At 61.6% G+C, this 16691-nt stretch carries 18 protein-coding genes; 15 read left to right on the top strand and 3 right to left on the bottom strand.

Annotated elements, in window-relative coordinates; all coding sequences use genetic code 11:
- Positions 1-21 precede the first annotated feature (21 nt).
- The 7 genes from cysS to rarD all read left to right on the top strand — a co-directional run bounded on the left by cysS (position 22) and on the right by rarD (position 6675).
- Entirely contained in the window at positions 22-1413 is a 1392-nt protein-coding gene (cysS, locus tag BS629_RS25635; RefSeq protein ID WP_018241430.1) for a cysteine--tRNA ligase, read from the top strand.
- Positions 1410-1886: a GFA family protein gene (locus tag BS629_RS25630; protein WP_018241429.1), complete on the top strand. Its 477-nt coding sequence runs from the start codon at positions 1410-1412 to the stop codon at positions 1884-1886. The genes cysS and BS629_RS25630 overlap by 4 nt, the downstream gene beginning before the upstream one ends.
- Complete coding sequence (locus BS629_RS25625; protein WP_026188340.1) at positions 1883-2371, top strand: GFA family protein; 489 nt, start codon at positions 1883-1885, stop codon at positions 2369-2371. The genes BS629_RS25630 and BS629_RS25625 overlap by 4 nt, the downstream gene beginning before the upstream one ends.
- On the top strand, positions 2368-2844 hold the full coding sequence (locus BS629_RS25620) for a GFA family protein (RefSeq protein WP_018241427.1): 477 nt from the start codon (positions 2368-2370) through the stop codon (positions 2842-2844). The genes BS629_RS25625 and BS629_RS25620 overlap by 4 nt, the downstream gene beginning before the upstream one ends.
- Positions 2841-3803 carry a prolyl aminopeptidase gene (pip, locus tag BS629_RS25615; RefSeq protein WP_018241426.1) on the top strand — a complete coding sequence of 321 codons (963 nt, stop codon included), beginning with the start codon at positions 2841-2843 and terminating at the stop codon, positions 3801-3803. Before BS629_RS25620 ends, pip begins: the two co-directional genes overlap by 4 nt.
- Before the next feature lie 124 nt (positions 3804-3927).
- The gene (gene cimA, locus BS629_RS25610) at positions 3928-5541 is read left to right on the top strand and encodes a citramalate synthase (protein ID WP_018241425.1); all 1614 of its coding nucleotides are present in this window, start codon (positions 3928-3930) and stop codon (positions 5539-5541) included.
- A 219-nt stretch (positions 5542-5760) separates the two neighbouring features.
- The gene (rarD, locus tag BS629_RS25605; RefSeq protein WP_018241423.1) at positions 5761-6675 is read left to right on the top strand and encodes an EamA family transporter RarD; all 915 of its coding nucleotides are present in this window, start codon (positions 5761-5763) and stop codon (positions 6673-6675) included.
- Positions 6676-6747: 72 nt separating this feature from the next.
- Here the strand turns inward: rarD and BS629_RS25600 are convergent, their stop codons facing one another.
- Positions 6748-7371 (bottom strand): LOG family protein, encoded by a 624-nt coding sequence (locus BS629_RS25600; protein WP_018241422.1) that lies wholly within the window; start codon positions 7369-7371, stop codon positions 6748-6750.
- Positions 7372-7525: 154 nt separating this feature from the next.
- Here BS629_RS25600 and BS629_RS25595 point away from each other — a divergent pair, with 154 nt between their 5' ends.
- From BS629_RS25595 to BS629_RS39345, 5 genes are all read left to right on the top strand, one after another.
- Positions 7526-9550, top strand: coding sequence for a LysM peptidoglycan-binding domain-containing protein (locus BS629_RS25595; RefSeq protein ID WP_018241421.1), 2025 nt, complete (start codon positions 7526-7528; stop codon positions 9548-9550).
- Between the two features lie 310 nt (positions 9551-9860).
- On the top strand, positions 9861-11738 hold the full coding sequence (locus tag BS629_RS25590; protein WP_018241420.1) for an ABCB family ABC transporter ATP-binding protein/permease: 1878 nt from the start codon (positions 9861-9863) through the stop codon (positions 11736-11738).
- Positions 11636-12571: a phosphatidylserine decarboxylase gene (locus tag BS629_RS25585; protein WP_280950473.1), complete on the top strand. Its 936-nt coding sequence runs from the start codon at positions 11636-11638 to the stop codon at positions 12569-12571. The genes BS629_RS25590 and BS629_RS25585 overlap by 103 nt, the downstream gene beginning before the upstream one ends.
- Before the next feature lie 18 nt (positions 12572-12589).
- Complete coding sequence (gene pssA, locus BS629_RS25580) at positions 12590-13435, top strand: CDP-diacylglycerol--serine O-phosphatidyltransferase (protein ID WP_018447395.1); 846 nt, start codon at positions 12590-12592, stop codon at positions 13433-13435.
- A 310-nt stretch (positions 13436-13745) separates the two neighbouring features.
- Positions 13746-13892 (top strand): hypothetical protein, encoded by a 147-nt coding sequence (locus BS629_RS39345; protein ID WP_018241418.1) that lies wholly within the window; start codon positions 13746-13748, stop codon positions 13890-13892.
- Positions 13893-14117: 225 nt separating this feature from the next.
- On the opposite strand, the gene BS629_RS25575 is transcribed toward BS629_RS39345, so the two are convergent.
- Positions 14118-14882, bottom strand: a complete 765-nt coding sequence (locus BS629_RS25575) for an SOS response-associated peptidase (RefSeq protein ID WP_018241417.1) — start codon at positions 14880-14882, stop codon at positions 14118-14120.
- Positions 14883-14923: 41 nt separating this feature from the next.
- A complete protein-coding gene (locus BS629_RS25570; protein WP_026188339.1) occupies positions 14924-15244 on the bottom strand; it encodes a YnfA family protein in 321 nt (106 codons plus the stop codon).
- 182 nt (positions 15245-15426) lie between these two features.
- Here BS629_RS25570 and BS629_RS25565 point away from each other — a divergent pair, with 182 nt between their 5' ends.
- The 3 genes from BS629_RS25565 (at position 15427) to BS629_RS25555 (ending at position 16682) form a co-directional block, all read left to right on the top strand.
- Positions 15427-15843, top strand: a complete 417-nt coding sequence (locus BS629_RS25565) for an NUDIX hydrolase (RefSeq protein WP_018241415.1) — start codon at positions 15427-15429, stop codon at positions 15841-15843.
- Between the two features lie 34 nt (positions 15844-15877).
- The gene (locus tag BS629_RS25560; protein ID WP_018241414.1) at positions 15878-16321 is read left to right on the top strand and encodes a TIGR02301 family protein; all 444 of its coding nucleotides are present in this window, start codon (positions 15878-15880) and stop codon (positions 16319-16321) included.
- A 103-nt stretch (positions 16322-16424) separates the two neighbouring features.
- Positions 16425-16682 (top strand): hypothetical protein, encoded by a 258-nt coding sequence (locus tag BS629_RS25555; RefSeq protein ID WP_003546972.1) that lies wholly within the window; start codon positions 16425-16427, stop codon positions 16680-16682.
- Positions 16683-16691 lie beyond the last annotated feature (9 nt).

Genomic DNA, 16691 nt, shown 5'->3' with positions numbered 1-16691 from the left:
TCGTGCATTTGGGAGAGTGAAATGGACGCGACGCCGGAACTGAAGCTGTACAACACGCTGACACGGGAAAAATCGGTGTTTTCGCCGATCGATCCCAACAATGTCCGCATGTATGTCTGCGGCCCGACCGTCTATGACTTCGCTCATATCGGCAATGCCCGGCCGGTCATCGTCTTCGACGTGCTGTTCCGGCTGCTGCGCCATGCCTATGGCAAAGACCACGTCACTTATGCCCGCAACATCACCGACGTCGACGACAAGATCAATGCGCGGGCGCTTCGGGACCATCCGGGCCTGCCGCTCAATGACGCGATCCGCGCGGTCACCGAAAAGACCGAGACGCAATTTCACGCCGATGTCGCCGAACTCGGCTGCCTGGAGCCGAGCTTCGAGCCGCGCGCCACCGACAATATCGTTGAGATGACCGAGATCATCGAGAAGCTGATCGGCAACGGCCATGCCTATGTCGCATCGGGCGAAGTGCTGTTCGACACCAAATCCATGGCGGATTACGGACAGCTTTCGAAGCGCCCGCTCGACGAGCAGCAGGCCGGCGCGCGCATCGCCGTCGACGCACACAAGAAGAATCCTGGCGATTTCGTGCTCTGGAAACTGTCGAGCCACAACGAGCCCGGCTGGGAGAGCCCCTGGGGCCGTGGCCGGCCCGGATGGCACATCGAATGCTCCGCGATGAGCAAGCGTTATCTCGGTGATGTCTTCGACATTCACGGCGGCGGGCTGGACCTGATCTTCCCGCATCATGAAAACGAAATCGCCCAGTCGCGCTGTGCCCACAGTACCGAGGTGATGGCAAATGTCTGGATGCATAACGGCTTCCTGCAGGTCGAAGGCCGCAAGATGTCGAAATCCGAAGGCAATTTCGTCACCATCCACGAGTTGCTGCACACGGAAACCTTCGGCGGCCGCAAATGGCCGGGCGAGGTGCTGCGCCTTGCCATGCTGATGACGCATTACCGCGAGCCGATCGATTTCTCGATCAAGCGACTGGAAGAGGCCGAACGTCTGCTCGCCAAATGGCCGGCAGCAGATGCCGGCGATGCGACGCCTGATGAAAGCGTGCTGAACGCGCTTTCGGACGACCTCAATACAGTGGCGGCGGTGCAGGCATTGCATGCGTTGGCGCAAGCTGCCCACACGGATCCTGCCTTGGGCGCCACTTTTGCGGCAACGGCCGACCTTCTGGGCCTGCTGCCGAAAAAGATGGAGATCGACGAAGCCGTCGCATCGGCAATCGATGCGCTGATCGCAATGCGTCTCGAAATGCTGAAGGCGAAGAACTTCACTGAGGCCGACAAGATCCGCGACGAGCTGACGGCGAAGGGCATCCAGCTGAAGGACGGCAAGGACCCGGTGACGGGCGAGCGCGTGACGACGTGGGAGGTCAAGAGATGACGACCTTTAGCGGCGGCTGCCAATGCGGAGCGATCCGTTTCCGCGTCAGCGGCGACATCAAGGATTCGTCGATCTGTCATTGCCGCATGTGCCAGAAGGCGTTCGGTGCCTATTATGCACCGCTGGTCTCAGTACGCGGCGCCGATTTCGAATGGACACGCGGAGAGCGCAAAAGATTCCGCTCTTCCAATTTCGTCGAGCGTGGCTTCTGCGGCGATTGCGGCACGCCGCTGACCTACGAGGCGCCGGATGGTATGGCGATTGCCGCCGGCGCCTTTGACGACCCTTCGGCGTTTCCGCCGGTGATCCAATTCGGCATCGAGGGCAAGATCGGTTTCGTCGATCATCTGCATGAATTGCCGGGGCACCGGACGGAGGAGGATGCGCAGGCGGCCCCCTTCCTGCTCGAACTCGTCTCCTACCAGCATCCCGATCATGAGACGCAGGCATGGCCACCGAAGGAGCTCAGATGACGGCGGAATCAGACAGAAGCGGCGGGTGTCAGTGCGGGGCGGTGCGCTACCGCGCAAAAGGCGAACTCGGCTATCCCCATCTTTGCCATTGCCGCATGTGCCAGAAGGCGGCCGGCAACTATTTCATGCCGCTGGCCGCCGCGATGCGCCGCGATTTCACCCTGACGCGCGGCGAACCGAAATGGTTTCAGTCCTCGGATCTGGTACGGCGCGGCTTCTGCGGCGATTGCGGCACGCCGCTGTTCTACGACATTCCGGAGACAGATTTCATCAATCTCACACTCGGATCGCTGGATAATCCCGATACGGTCAAGCCGGTGATGCAATCGAACACCGGCCGCAAGATGTCCTGGTTTCACGCGCTCGACGGCCTGCCGCTTGAACCACAGTCTGAAACACCCGACCGCGAGAATGCGATTGCGGCAAGCAACCATCAGCACCCCGACCACGACACGAAAAGCTGGCCCCTCGGAGAAAGCTCATGACGGACACGATAAAGACAGGCGGATGCCAGTGCGGCGCCGTGCGCTTCCGCATCTCGGGCAAACTAGGACGCCCCTCGATCTGCCATTGCCGCATGTGCCAGAAGCAGTTCGGCGGTTTCTTCTCGGCGCTCGTCACCGCGCCTGAGGAAGGGATGGAATGGACGCGCGGCGAGCCGAGCTACTTCCAGTCCTCGGTCAACATCGACCGCGGCTTCTGCAGCAATTGCGGCACGCCGATGACCTATCGTCATCCGGGCGGGCTGGAGCTTGCGATCGGCACCTTCGACGACCGCAGCGACCTCGCACCGCTGATCCAGGTCAACTATGAGGCCCGCCTGCCCTGGGTCGAGGAAATCTTCGAGGCGCCGGTGCTGAAGGATCAGGATTTCTACGCACGGCAGGAGGCGATCATCTCCTTCCAGCATCCCGATCACGACACAGAAGTCTGGCCCGCGAAAGGCGTGAAGATATGACCGAGATACTGCGCATGCTCTATCCCGAAATCGAACCCTATGCTTCCGGCCATCTCGATGTCGGCGACGGCCATGTGATCTATTGGGAGCGCTCGGGAACGCCTGGCGCCAAGCCCGCCGTCTTCCTGCATGGCGGCCCGGGCGGCGGCATCTCGCCCGCCCATCGCCGGCTTTTCGATCCCGCTCGCTACGACGTCATGCTGTTTGACCAGCGCGGTTGCGGCAGGTCGACACCGCATGCGGAACTCCATGCCAACACGACCTGGCACCTCGTTGCCGATATCGAGCGGCTGCGCGAGATGGCCGGCGTCGACAGCTGGCAGGTGTTCGGCGGCTCCTGGGGCTCGACGCTGGCGCTCGCCTATGCCGAGACGCATCCAGAGCATGTCTCCGAGCTCATCCTGCGCGGCATCTATACGCTGACCAAGGCCGAACTCGACTGGTATTATCAATTCGGCGTCTCGGAGATGTTCCCTGACAAGTGGGAGCGCTTCGTCGCCCCCATTCCGCCGGAAGAGCGGCATGAAATGATGCATGCGTATCATCGGCGTCTGACGCATGAGGACAGGAACGTCCGCCTCGCGGCCGCGCAGGCCTGGAGCATCTGGGAAGGCGAAACGATCACGCTGTTGCCGGAACCTTCGACGAGCTTCAAGTTCGAAGAGCCGGAATTCGCCTATGCATTTGCGCGCATCGAGAACCATTTCTTCGTCCATGCCGGCTGGATGGATGAGGGACAGCTGATCCGCGATTCCGGCAGGCTCGAGGATATTCCCGGCGTCATCGTGCATGGCCGCTACGACATGCCCTGCCCGGCCAAATATGCCTGGCTGCTGCACAAGGCCTGGCCGAAGGCGGAATTCCACCTGATCGAGGGCGCGGGCCATGCTTATTCGGAACCGGGGATTCTCGATCGACTGATCCGGGCGACGGATAAGTTTGCCGGGAAGCAAGACTGATCGCTGGAATTGGGGCGGCCCTCACCCCAGCCTCTTTCCGTGAGAAAACCGGGAGAGGTGGCGGCAGCCGGATGATGGGCAGCATCCGCACTTCATAACAACCCGCTTGGCGGGAGGAAACGACATGAAAGAACGCATCTACCTCTTCGACACGACGCTCCGGGACGGGCAGCAGACGCCCGGCATCGATTTCTCCGTCGAGGACAAGATTGCGATCGCGGCCATGCTGGACGAGTTCGGCCTCGACTATGTCGAGGGCGGATATCCCGGCGCCAATCCGACGGATACGGTCTTCTTCAGTGAGAAGCGCACCAGCCAGGCCCGCTTCGTCGCCTTTGGCATGACGAAGCGGGCGGGCGTTTCGGTCTCCAACGATCCCGGCATTGCCGGGCTGCTTCAGGCCAAAAGCGATGCCATCTGTTTCGTCGCCAAGAGCTGGGATTATCACGTCGCGGTGGCGCTTGGCTGCACCAACGAGGAAAACCTCGAATGCATCGCCGAAAGCGTCAAGGCGGCGGTTGGCGCGGGCAAGGAGGCGATCGTCGATTGCGAGCATTTCTTCGATGGCTTCAAGGCCAACCCGGTCTATGCGCTCGCCTGCGCCAAGACGGCCTATGAGAGCGGCGCCCGCTGGGTGGTGCTCTGCGACACCAATGGCGGTACGCAGCCGCCGGAGGTGCGGGCGATCGTCGAGGCGGTGATCGCCTCGGGCGTTCCCGGGCACTGTCTTGGCATCCATGCGCATAACGACACCGGCCAGGCGGTCGCCAATTCGCTTGCCGCCGTCGAAGCCGGTGTCAGGCAGATCCAGGGCACGCTGAACGGCATCGGCGAGCGCTGCGGCAATGCCAATCTGGTGACGCTGATCCCGACGCTGGCGCTGAAGAGCGCCTACAACACACGTTTCGAAACGGCGATCGACGAGGAGCGGCTGCTTAACCTCACCCGGCTCTCGCATGCCTTCGACGAACTGCTCAACCGCTCGCCCGACCACCAGATGCCCTATGTCGGCGCTTCCGCCTTCGCCACCAAGGCCGGCATCCATGCATCGGCGCTGATCAAGGACCCGCGGACCTATGAACACGTGCCGCCGGAAACCGTCGGCAACTTCCGCAAGGTTATGGTCTCCGACCAGGGCGGCAAGGCGAACTTCATCAATGCGCTGAAACGGCGCGGCATCGCGGTCGCCAAGGACGATCCGAAGCTCGACCTGCTGATCTCCATCGTCAAGGAACGCGAATCCATCGGCTATGCCTATGAGGGCGCGGATGCGAGCTTCGAGCTGCTGGCGCGCCGCACGCTCGGCACTATCCCGGAATTCTTCACCATCGAAGGCTTCCGCGTGATGATCGAGCGCCGCTTCGACAGTCTCGGCCGCGTGAAGATCGTCTCGGAGGCGGTGGTCAAGATCACCATCGACGGCCAGACGCTGATGTCGGTTGCCGATGCCGAAGGCCCGGTCAACGCGCTCGACCTCGCGCTACGGAAGGATTTCGGCAAGTACCAGCACGAGATCGACGATCTCGTGCTCGCCGATTTCAAGGTGCGTATCCTCAATGGCGGCACGGAGGCGATCACCCGCGTGCTGATCGAATCCACCGACAGCGACGGTGTGCGCTGGTGGACGGTCGGCGTCTCCGAGAACATCATCGACGCTTCGTTCCAGGCGTTGATGGATTCCGTCATCTACAAGCTGATGAAGAACCGGCAGCTGGCGGGCAAGATCGCGGCGGAATAAACCTATTCCGCCGGCTCGGCGATGAGACCCCAGCCCTCGCCCGAATACCATTCGCTTCCTTCGGCCTCCGCTCTCCACCACAGGGCGTCGGATATCTTCTCGTCCATCGCTTCGTCTCCCGCTTCAAATCCTCTCACCCTTCATTCAATGAAATGAATTGGCCTATTCACGGCGCTTAAGCTAGGCCGGATCAGAAGAAGAACAAAGATGGAAACACCGATGTCGACCGATGCATCCGTTCCCTTGGCCAAGAACGAAGACAGTCCGCGCGGGTTCGCCTTCGCGCTGACGGCCTACCTGCTCTGGGGCTTCCTGCCGATCTACATGAAGGCGGTGGCGCATATCTCGCCGGCCGAGGTGATCGCGCATCGCATCGTCTGGTCGCTGCCGCTGGCGGGCATCGTGCTGCTCGTGCTCGGGCGCACTGGGGATATCCGCACAGCACTCAGCTCGCCGCGCATGCTGGCGATGGCGGCGCTGACGGCGTCGCTGATCACCGTCAACTGGGGCACCTATGTCTGGGCGATCGGCGCCGGCCATTCGCTCGATGCAGCACTCGGTTATTTCATCAATCCGCTGTTCAGCATCTTCCTCGGCGCGGTGTTGCTCAAGGAAAAGCTGCAGCCGTTGCAGATCGCGGCGATCGTGCTTGCGGCGCTTGCCGTCGGCATTCTCGCGCTGGATAGCGGCGGCATCCCGTGGGTGGCGCTGACGCTGGCGATCAGCTGGGGTTTCTACGCCCTGTTGCGCAAGACGCTGCCACTCGGGCCGAACCAGGGCTTCTTCCTCGAAGTGCTGATCCTCAGCGGGCCGGCCCTCCTCTATATCCTCTATCTGGAATTCGGCAGCGGCCAAGGCCACCTCTATCGCACCGGTCTTGCCGACACGACCCTGCTGCTCGGCTGCGGCGTCATCACCGCCGTGCCGCTGATGATTTATGCGAACGGCGCCAAGCTATTGAAACTCTCGACGATCGGTATCATGCAGTATATCGCGCCGACGATGATCTTCCTGATCGCCGTCTTCGTCTTCCACGAGCCGCTCGGTACGGCGCGCATGATCGCCTTCCCGCTGATCTGGGCGGGGCTGTTCCTCTATAGCTGGTCGATGCTGAAGGGAAGTCGCGGGCGCTAGAGCCTTTCCAGCAAAAATGCGCAGCGGTTCTGCGCTTGCGCGACAGCCGAACCGCTCCAAAGGCGCGCCCGCCTACATCTTCGAAATCACCTCGTCCTCGCCGTTACGATCGGCAGCGAGTTGGGCTGCCTGGGCCATGATCGCCGGAATGATGCCGGAGATCTCGTCGACGACGAGCGGCTGCACCCGATGGGCGGTGTGCAGGAAGCCTTCTTCGGTCATATGGCGCATCAGCTCCATCATCGGATCCCAGAAACCGTTGACGTTGGCAAAGACCATCGGCTTCTCGTGGCGGCCGAGCTGCGCCCAGGTCATGATCTCGACGATCTCCTCCAGCGTACCGATGCCGCCGGGCAGCGCGACGAAGGCATCGGAGCGCTCGAACATGGTGTGTTTGCGCGCATGCATGTCAGGGGTTACAATGAGTTCGTTGAGTTGACCAAGCGAATGGCGAGTCGCTTCCATATCGATCAGGAATTCGGGAATGATGCCCGTGACCTGACCGCCGCCTGAAAGCACGCCGCTTGCAACCGCGCCCATGATGCCTTTGGTACCCCCGCCATAGACGAGGCGCAGGCCGTATTCGGCGATCTCTCTTCCGAGAGCACGCCCGGCCGCCATGTGGGAAGGATCGCGTCCCGGCCTTGAGCCGCAGTAAACGCAGATGGATCGAATCGATACAGATTGTTCGGTCATAGAGGCAAACAACTATTCCATTTCAATGCAGTCAAGAAAATTGACTGAAAAGCAGCGTGCCTAGCTTGCCTAATTGCTTTGAATGCTTGTGAAAAGCAACGGGAATCGCTAGCAATTTCGGTTACTACGGCAAATTGCCGCTCTGGGAGACATAATGATGAAGAACCGTGCCGGCTTGCTGGCCCTTGCAGTGCTCGTAATCGCAATCCTACTGATGGTATTTTTCGTCATGCCGCGCATCGGCGGCGATGCAACCAAGGTCGGCGACGCCATCAACCAGGCGAGCACGGAGCTCAAGAACACGGTTAACGAGGCCGCAAAGACATCGCGCTCCGCCGTTGCCGACTCGGCTGCGGTCGCCGACCAGGTGGGTCGCCTTTCGGCCGATGCAGGCGTGTCGCTCAGCGAGCTCAAGGCGCTGTTTGCCGACGGCAAGGGCCCCGCCATCGATGTCTTCACCGCCGCCAAGACCAAGGCCGTCAGCGCGCTGACCGCACTTGCCGATTTCACAATTCCCGAGGGCCTAGATCCCGCGACCCAGACCCTTGCCGCCAAAGCCAAGGACGGCGGCGCGAAAGCGCTCGCCATCGTCCAGTCGCTGCCCGAGAATATCGCCGATGCGCTTGCCGCGATCGCCAAGGCCGAAACTGCGCTGACCGGTGCGCCGGAGCCTGCCCCTGCGGCGAACACGGCAGCGGAGAATACCGGCCCGAAGCTTCCGGCCTTCGACGTATTGCGCGTTGAGCCCGACGGCTCGACGGTGATTGCCGGCTCCGCCGAACCGAACGGCAAGCTCGAGGTGCTCGATGGCGAAAAGGTGGTGACGACGGCCAATGTCGATGCGAGCGGTGATTTCGCCGCCGTCCTCGACGATCCGCTTCCGGCGGGCGACCACCAGCTCGTGCTCAAGTTCACGGGCAAGGACGGCAAGAGCATGCTCTCCGAAGAAGTCGCGACCATTTCCGTGCCGAAGGACGGCAATGGCGCCAACCTGCTCGCCATGGTCTCCAAACCCGGTGCGGCGAGCCGCATCATCACCGCGCCGAAGGCCGGAACCGAAGTTGCCGATGCCTCCAATCCGATGGCGCCGCCTGCGGACAAGCCGGCAGCGGGCGAAAGCTCGGCTGCGCCTGCTGCAACACCTGCACCAACCGGCGAGCTGGCGTTGCAGACGCCGAACCTCACCGACACCTCCTCCAATGGCGCAGCTACGGCACCGGATAAGACCAATGTGCCCGATGTGATGGTCAATGCCGTCGAAATCGAGGGCAACAAGATCTTCATCGCCGGCACGACGCGTTCCAATGCCAAGGTCATCGGTTATGCCGACGACAGCCTCGTCGGCCAGGATACCGCCGGCTCCGACGGGCATTTCGTCATCGACGGTGTGGTGTCGCTCTCGGTCGGCGACCACAAGATCCGCGTCGATGTCGTCGATCCCACAGGCAAGGTGATCGTGCGTGCGGCGGTGAACTTCAATCGCCCGGCCGGCGATCAGGTAAGGGTCGCCGCGCAATCGGTCCCCGCCGACGCGAACGGCGCTTCCTCGATGGTGCCGCTCGACGAAGGCGAGCTTGGCAAACTCAAAGCGGAGGCCGGCAAGGCCTACGGCCTGCTGAAGGGACTGTTTGCCGATGGCAAGTTGCCCGGGGCCGAACAGCTTGCGGCGGCGCGCTCGGCAACGGAATTCGCGCTGCGCTCCGTCGCCGACTTCCGCCCGGCCGCCGATGCGCCGGACAGCTTCAAGCAAGCGTCCGGCTCGTCCTCGCAGATCGCCGGCAAGGCGCTGAAGCTGCTGCAGGGCCTGCCTAAGGATGCAAAGTCCGTCGGCGCCGCGCTCGAAAGACTGGGCGGGATGATCGCCGAACTCACCGCTGCACCCGCGCCGGCAGCGCCATCTGCAAACGATGTCGGAAGCAGCCAGCCAAAGACGATCGAACAGGCGCCGCTGACGGCGAACAACGCGGCGGTCATCATTCGCCGCGGCGACACGCTGTGGCAGATCTCGCGCCGCACCTATGGCCTCGGTGTTCGTTACACGACGATCTACATCGCCAACGAGGACAAGATCATCAATCCCGATCGCATCCGCCCCGGTCAGATCTTCGGCCTGCCGAAGGATGTGTTGCCGAATGCCGAAGAGCTGCACCGCAAGCGCCTTTCCGGCCAGCACCTCTAAGCAGCAGACATCATGACGAGGCCGGGCAGGCTACTGCATAATTTCTTAAATCGGACTCGGTTTAAGGATAAAATCATGCAGCAGTTCAAAGTGCTACAGCGTCCTTTGCGCGTCTGAAAAGATGCGCGGCGCTGTCGTCGCCCGGCCTGTCTTTTCCTCGGCCCTGCAATTGTTGTATTCGTCCGCCTGGCACCCTATCTGGCGGTGGCGGCTGCGGGCTATGGGAAGCTTCAGGCACATCCCGGTTCCGTGCTCTTGCCGGCATCGAAGCGCTGCAGTCGCGGCAAGCCCATCCGGGCTGGAGACAAGCATGGCAAACGGCAAGACAGTCTCGGAATCCAACCTGCTGCAGACGCTTCTCAACCTCTGGCCCTATATGTGGCCGGCCGGCCGGCCCGACCTCAAGATGCGCGTCGTCTGGGCCTCGGTCTTTCTGCTGATCTCAAAGTTCGTCTTGCTGCTCGTTCCCTATTTCTTCAAGTGGTCGACCGATGCGCTGAACGGCAGGATGGATCTTGCCGGCTCTGTGCCGCCGCTGCTGGCCGGCGCCATCGCGCTGGTGATCGCCTATAACATCACCCGGCTGATCCAGCTTGGCCTCAACCAGCTGCGCGACGCGCTCTTTGCCAGCGTCGGGCAACATGCCGTGCGCCAGCTCGCCTACAGGACCTTCGTGCATATGCACGAGCTGTCGCTGCGCTTCCATCTGGAGCGCAAGACTGGCGGGCTTTCGCGCATCATCGAGCGCGGCACCAAGGGCATCGAGACGATCGTGCGCTTCACGATCCTCAATTCGGTCCCGACGGTCATCGAATTCCTGCTGACGGCAGTGATCTTCTGGTGGGGCTACGGCTTCTCCTATCTCGCCGTTACCGCCTTTACCGTCTGGGCCTATATCTGGTTCACGATCCGTGCATCCGACTGGCGCATCGCCATCCGCCGGTCGATGAACGACAGCGATACAGACGCCAATACCAAGGCGATCGACTCCCTCCTCAATTTCGAGACCGTCAAATATTTCGGCAATGAGGAGATGGAGGCCAAGCGCTTCGACAAATCGATGGAACGCTACGAGAAGGCCGCGACCGATGTCTGGACCTCGCTCGGCTGGCTGAACTTCGGCCAGGGCGTCATCTTCGGCATCGGCACGACCATCATGCTGGTTCTGTCGGCGCTGGCCGTGCAGCGCGGCGAGCAGACGGTCGGGGATTTCGTCTTCGTCAATTCGATGCTGCTGCAGCTTTCCGTGCCGCTCAACTTCATCGGCTTCGTCTATCGCGAAATCCGCCAGGGGCTGACCGATATCGAGCAGATGTTCGACCTGCTTGAGGTGAAGGCCGAGGTCCATGACGCGCCCGATGCGACGGAGCTTCGGATCGGCCAGGGCGCGATCTCTTTCAAGGACGTGCACTTCTCCTACGATCCGGCCCGCCCAATCCTGAAGGGCATTTCCTTCGAGGTGCCGGCCGGCAAGACGGTCGCCGTCGTCGGCCCGTCGGGTGCCGGCAAATCGACGCTGTCGCGCCTGCTCTATCGTTTTTACGATATCCAGAGCGGCGCGATCACCGTCGACGGCCAGGATATCCGCACGGTGACGCAGAAGAGCCTGCGTACGGCGATCGGCATGGTGCCGCAGGATACGGTGCTCTTCAACGACACGGTCGCCTACAACATTCGCTACGGCCGCACATCGGCCAGCGACGGCGAGGTCTTTGCAGCCGCCGAGGTGGCGCAGATTGCGCATTTCATCGAAATGCTGCCCGAGGGGTTCGAAACCAAGGTCGGCGAGCGCGGGCTGAAGCTTTCGGGCGGAGAGAAGCAGCGGGTGGCGATCGCCCGCACCATCCTCAAGGCACCGCCGATCCTGATCCTCGACGAGGCGACGTCGGCGCTCGACACGACGACGGAACGGGAAATCCAGGAGGCACTCGACCTGGTTTCGAAGAACCGCACGACGCTTGTCATCGCCCACCGGCTTTCGACGGTGATCGGCGCCGATGAAATCATCGTGCTCAAAAGCGGCGAGATCGCCGAGCGCGGAACACATGCCGCCCTCCTCGAAAGAAACGGCCTTTATGCCTCGATGTGGAACCGCCAGCGCGAAGCGACACAGGCGGAGGAACATCTGAAGCAGGTGCGCGAAAGCGACGACCTCGGCGTGATAACGCGGCTTGCTCCGGCAAGCTGAGCCGGGAGACCGACGCCGGCCGGCTTTTGTTGTTCAGAACCCCGGCATGGGAACCAGGGCCGAGGCCGCAGCATTGCCCCGGAGACGGTTTTTCGCTAACCAGCAAAAATGAAAACGCAAGGAGACCGGCAGCCATGAGCCTGTTCAACACGGTTCGCAACACGATCGTTCCCGTGCACAAGGAGGGTTATCCCTTCGTTGCCGCCTTCTTCGTCGCGTCGCTGGTCTTGGGCTGGATCTTCAAGCCGCTCTTCTGGATCGGCATGATCTTCACGCTCTGGTGTGCCTATTTCTTCCGTGATCCCGAGCGCGTGACCCCGCAGGACGACGACCTGGTGATCTCTCCCGCCGACGGCAAGGTCTCGGCGATCCAGATGGTGACCCCTCCGGCAGAACTCAACCTCGGCTCCGAGCCGATGCTGCGCATCTCGGTCTTCATGAACGTCTTCAATTGCCATGTGAACCGGGCGCCGATGCGCGGGCGCATCGTCAGCATCAACTACCGCTCCGGCAGCTTCGTCAACGCCGAGCTCGACAAGGCGAGCGAGGACAATGAGCGCAATGCACTGGTGATCGAAACCCGCCACGGCCAGATCGGCGTCGTGCAGATCGCCGGCCTCGTGGCGCGACGCATCCTCTGCTGGGCGAACCCCAACGAGCCGGTGGATGCCGGCGAGCGCTTCGGGCTGATCCGTTTCGGCTCGCGGCTCGATGTGTTCCTGCCCGCCGGTGCCGCGCCACGCGTCTCGCTCGGCCAGACGGCGGTTGCGGGAGAAACTGTCATCGCCGAATTCGCCTCCGCCAAGGGTCCCGTCATCAGCCGCCGCAGCTAGGAACGATTGGAACGCGATATGGAAACGCCTTTTCCGCCTTTCGAGCCCAACGGGCCGGATGATTCCGCCCGCGGCCCGCGTCTGCGCGAAATCCCGCTCCGGCTCGTCTTTCCGAACCTCATCACCATTCTGGCGATCTGCGCCGGACTGACCGGCATCCGGCTGGCTTTCGAGAATCGTTATGAGCTCGCCGTCTCCATGGTGCTGCTCGCTGCCTTCCTCGATGGCATCGACGGGCGCGTAGCGCGGCTGATGAAGGCGACTTCGAAGTTCGGCGCGCAGATGGATTCGCTTGCCGACATCGTCAATTTCGGCGTCGCGCCCGCCCTCGTCGTCTATGTCTTCGCGCTCGACCAGGCACGCTCGCTCGGCTGGATTGCCGCCCTGATCTATGCGATCGCCGCCGGGCTTCGCCTTGCTCGCTTCAATGTCATGGCCGAACGCGAAAACAAGGCGAGTTGGCAATCGGAATATTTCGTCGGCGTGCCGGCGCCGGCCGGCGCCATGCTGGTGCTGCTGCCGGTCTATCTCGGCTTCCTCGGGCTGGCGACGGACCGCACCTTCGCCTATCTCTCGTCGATCTACACCGTGCTCATCGCCTTCCTGCTTATCAGCCGGCTGCCGGTCTGGTCGGGCAAATCGGAAGGCAACCGCCTGCGGCGCGATCTCGTGCTGCCGATGATGCTCGGCGTCGTGCTCTATGTGGCTCTGCTGATGAGCTACACCTGGGAAGTGATGGTCTTCACCGTTGCCGCCTACCTCGTATCGCTTCCCTTCGGCGCCCGGAAATGGCGGCGGAAATACGGGACGCTGACGATCGAGGAGCCGGGCATCGGCGACGACGATATCGGCCGGCACATCTGACCTCCGAGCATTTCCGGATTTCTTCGAATGACGGAAATGCTTCTCTCCCTTCGGTCTGACGGATCCCCGGGAAAAGCATGCGCTTTATCCGGGTGAAAACCGTTCCGCGCTTTTCCCCGAAAACCGCTTTCGGACTTTTATTGGAACTGCTCTCTTCAGTAAGTATTAACCAACGTAGGCTTCAGTTAAGCCTCGCGAATTATGGTGGGCGTTTACAAATCCTGATAAGCGACGCCCCCGTTTTGTCGCTATTCGTGACGAAACATCAAACTATAAAATACCCAGGGAAGAACCACGCAAGGAGAGTATCGTGACTTCGAAGAAGAGCAGTACCGGCGAACAGCAGGTGGCCAAGCCAGACCTCGCCGCCAACTATCGCCCCGTCGCCCTGAAGGCTGTTGCCGCAGCATCGCTGATGGCCAAGCATAAGCCGACCGGCGTCAAAAAATCCGCTTGAGGCGGAAAGCTTCAAATCGGAATCATGCGTGCTTTCGGGTTACATGCGTTAGGCACCGCTGACGAAGTGAGTGACGAGGCGATCGCCGGAAATCTCCCGACAACGCTCTGGCGACATAAGCACAACCCGAAAAACCTGATGGACGAAGCGACGCATCGCCGCCGCCTATGTGAGACGTCGGCGCCGATCGGTCACCGACGGGCCCGCAGGTGCGGCGGATAGTGTTCAGAAGAAGCTGAGCTGGCCGTCGTCAGGCTTTTGCTTCTCGGGCGCCCTCAGCGGCTTTTCGATGACGACCGGCTCCTGCAGGTCGGGACCCATATTGGCGACCTTGTTGACCTTGTCGGAGACCGGGACGGCCTCGAAGAAATCATCCTGAACGGGCTGCAGCAGGTCGGCCACCTCGCGCGGTTCCTGGGTCTTGCAATCGAGCCAGCGGGAGAAATCCTCAGGTCTGATGACGACAGGCATGCGATCGTGGATCGCTGATATGGCTGAATTGGCTGCTGTCGTCAGGATCGCGCCGGTATCGACCTCGGAGCCGTCGGCCGACGACCATGTCTCCATCAACCCGGCAAAGACGATGACCCCACCCTGGCGCGGCCTGATCCAATAGGGCTGCGGCCGCTCGCCGCTTTCCTTGGACGGGCGATGCCATTCATAAAAACCGGAGGCCGGAATGAGCACGCGACGATGACGCATGGCTGCGCGGAAAGAGGCTTTGCCGATCGCGGTTTCGGAGCGCGCGTTGATTAGCAGCGGGAAATCCTTCGGGTCCTTGACCCAACCCGGCGTGAGGCCCCAGCGCACGAGCACGGCGCGCCGGTCGGCCAAATTGCTGCCCTGCTCCCTGCCCTCGCCTGATATGACGACGAGGATCGGTTGCGTCGGCGCGATGTTGTAACGCGCCGGAAAGTCGTCGAGATCGAGACCGGAGAAGACGTCGCGCAGGTCGGCGCTGGAGATTGTCAGGGCGAAACGTCCACACATCGGCTTGTCTTTGCACCCGGCTGGTGTTCGGTCAAGACACCTCAGCCTCTCGGCGCGAAGAGGATGAGGCTGGCGCCGGCAAGGCAGATCAGCGCACCGCCGATATCGTAACGATCAGGCACGCGGGCTTCGACCAGCCACAGCCAAAGCAGCGAGGCGAGGATATAAATGCCGCCATAGGCCGCGAAGGTACGGCCGGCGACCTCGCTCGGCACCAGCGTCAGAAGCCAGGCGAAAAGCACCAGAGAGACCATGCCCGGCGCCAGCCACCAGATGGACTTTTCGAGCTTCAGCCATGCCCAGAAAGCAAAGCAGCCGGCGATCTCGAAGACCGCGGCAAAGGCATAGATGATGTAGGTCACGGAAGCCCTTTCGAATCCTTCGGCTTTTTGCTTCATGCATGTCGCTTTCTCAAAACCGCTGCACACTTTTGAGCGACATGCATTGGCAACTATCCCTGCGAAAAGTGTGGAAGCCAAGCAGCGCCGGCATGCAAATGTCGGTTCATCGGATAGGATAGGCGATCACAGCAAGAGCAGTCACGATGACCTCCACCGCCAAACCCGGCTCCGCCGCCATTCTCGAACGCGACGGACGATTCCTTCTGGTGTTGCGCCGCAACCCGCCTTCCGCCGACATGTACGCCTTTCCCGGCGGGCGCGCCGAGCCCGGCGAAACGCCGGAGCAAACGGCACTGCGCGAACTCCATGAAGAGACCGGCATTTCGGCACGGAATCCGCGGTTATTTTCGACCTACGACCTGAAGACGCATGCGGCCGACGGCAGCGTCAACAGCCATTTCCTGCTGTCGGTCTTCCGCGTCGACGCGGATCGGGACGCGGTGGCGGAAGCCGCCGACGATGCAGCCGCCCTCGGTTGGTACACGGTGGAGGAAATCCGGCGGCTGCCCGTGCCACAGAGCGTACTTGAATGCGCTGAGCGGCTGGCGGGCGGCGAATAGACGTGGAAACTTTCAAGCACGCCTTGTTGCCGTCATGCTCAGCGTATCAACTACGAACATGATTCCCGTTCGACGTGTTTTTCTGTCCCTGCTCGTCCTCGCCGGCCCCACGATGGCGCAGGGCAAGAATACGCCGCCTCCACAGGAGGAGCAGATTGCACCGCCGATCGTGAACGTGCCCTATGACGACAAGCTGGCGCGGTTCGCCGAGGTGCTGGGTTCGGTGCATTATCTCAGAACGCTCTGCAAGGCGCCTGGCGGCGACGAGTGGCGAAACGGCATGCAGCAGCTGCTCGATTCGGAGACCGGTAACGAGCAGGAGCGCAAGGAAAAGCTCACAGCGGCCTTCAATCGCGGCTATCGCGCCTTCGCCTCGGTCTATACGGATTGCACCCCGGCGGCCATCGTGGCAGAAGAGCGCTACCGTAACGAAGGTGCAACACTTGCCACAGAAATTACCTCGCGCTTTGGAAATTGACGTTTAATTAACCTGTTTTCGCATGCGGACGTGTCGTTTTGGGAAAAGGCTGTTAGTGTTGTTAACGGTGCAGTAAGACATGAGAAGTGCTGAGGAAAAAACAATGGAAGCAAGCCTCAACGACATCGACGACATGATCGTCCACGAAAAGATGCAGGCAGCTCTGGAGTACCAGAACGAGGCTTGGGCCGACGGCATGGCCGACGGGATCGAGCCTGAAATCATCGCTGATGCCGCCATTGCACATGCGCTGCGCGAGACGATCAGATTGCATGGGGAAAAGAGCGCCGAAGCCCTGCTGGATTCGCTGCGTGAGCGCATGCTTGCCGGCGAATTCTCCGCGAACCGCACCCTGCAATAATTGTTATCA

This window comes from Rhizobium leguminosarum bv. viciae USDA 2370, assembly GCF_002008365.1.
GTDB lineage: Bacteria > Pseudomonadota > Alphaproteobacteria > Rhizobiales > Rhizobiaceae > Rhizobium > Rhizobium leguminosarum.
The sequence above is the reverse complement of the archived record's forward strand: the minus strand, read 5'-3'. Positions and strand labels throughout refer to the sequence as shown.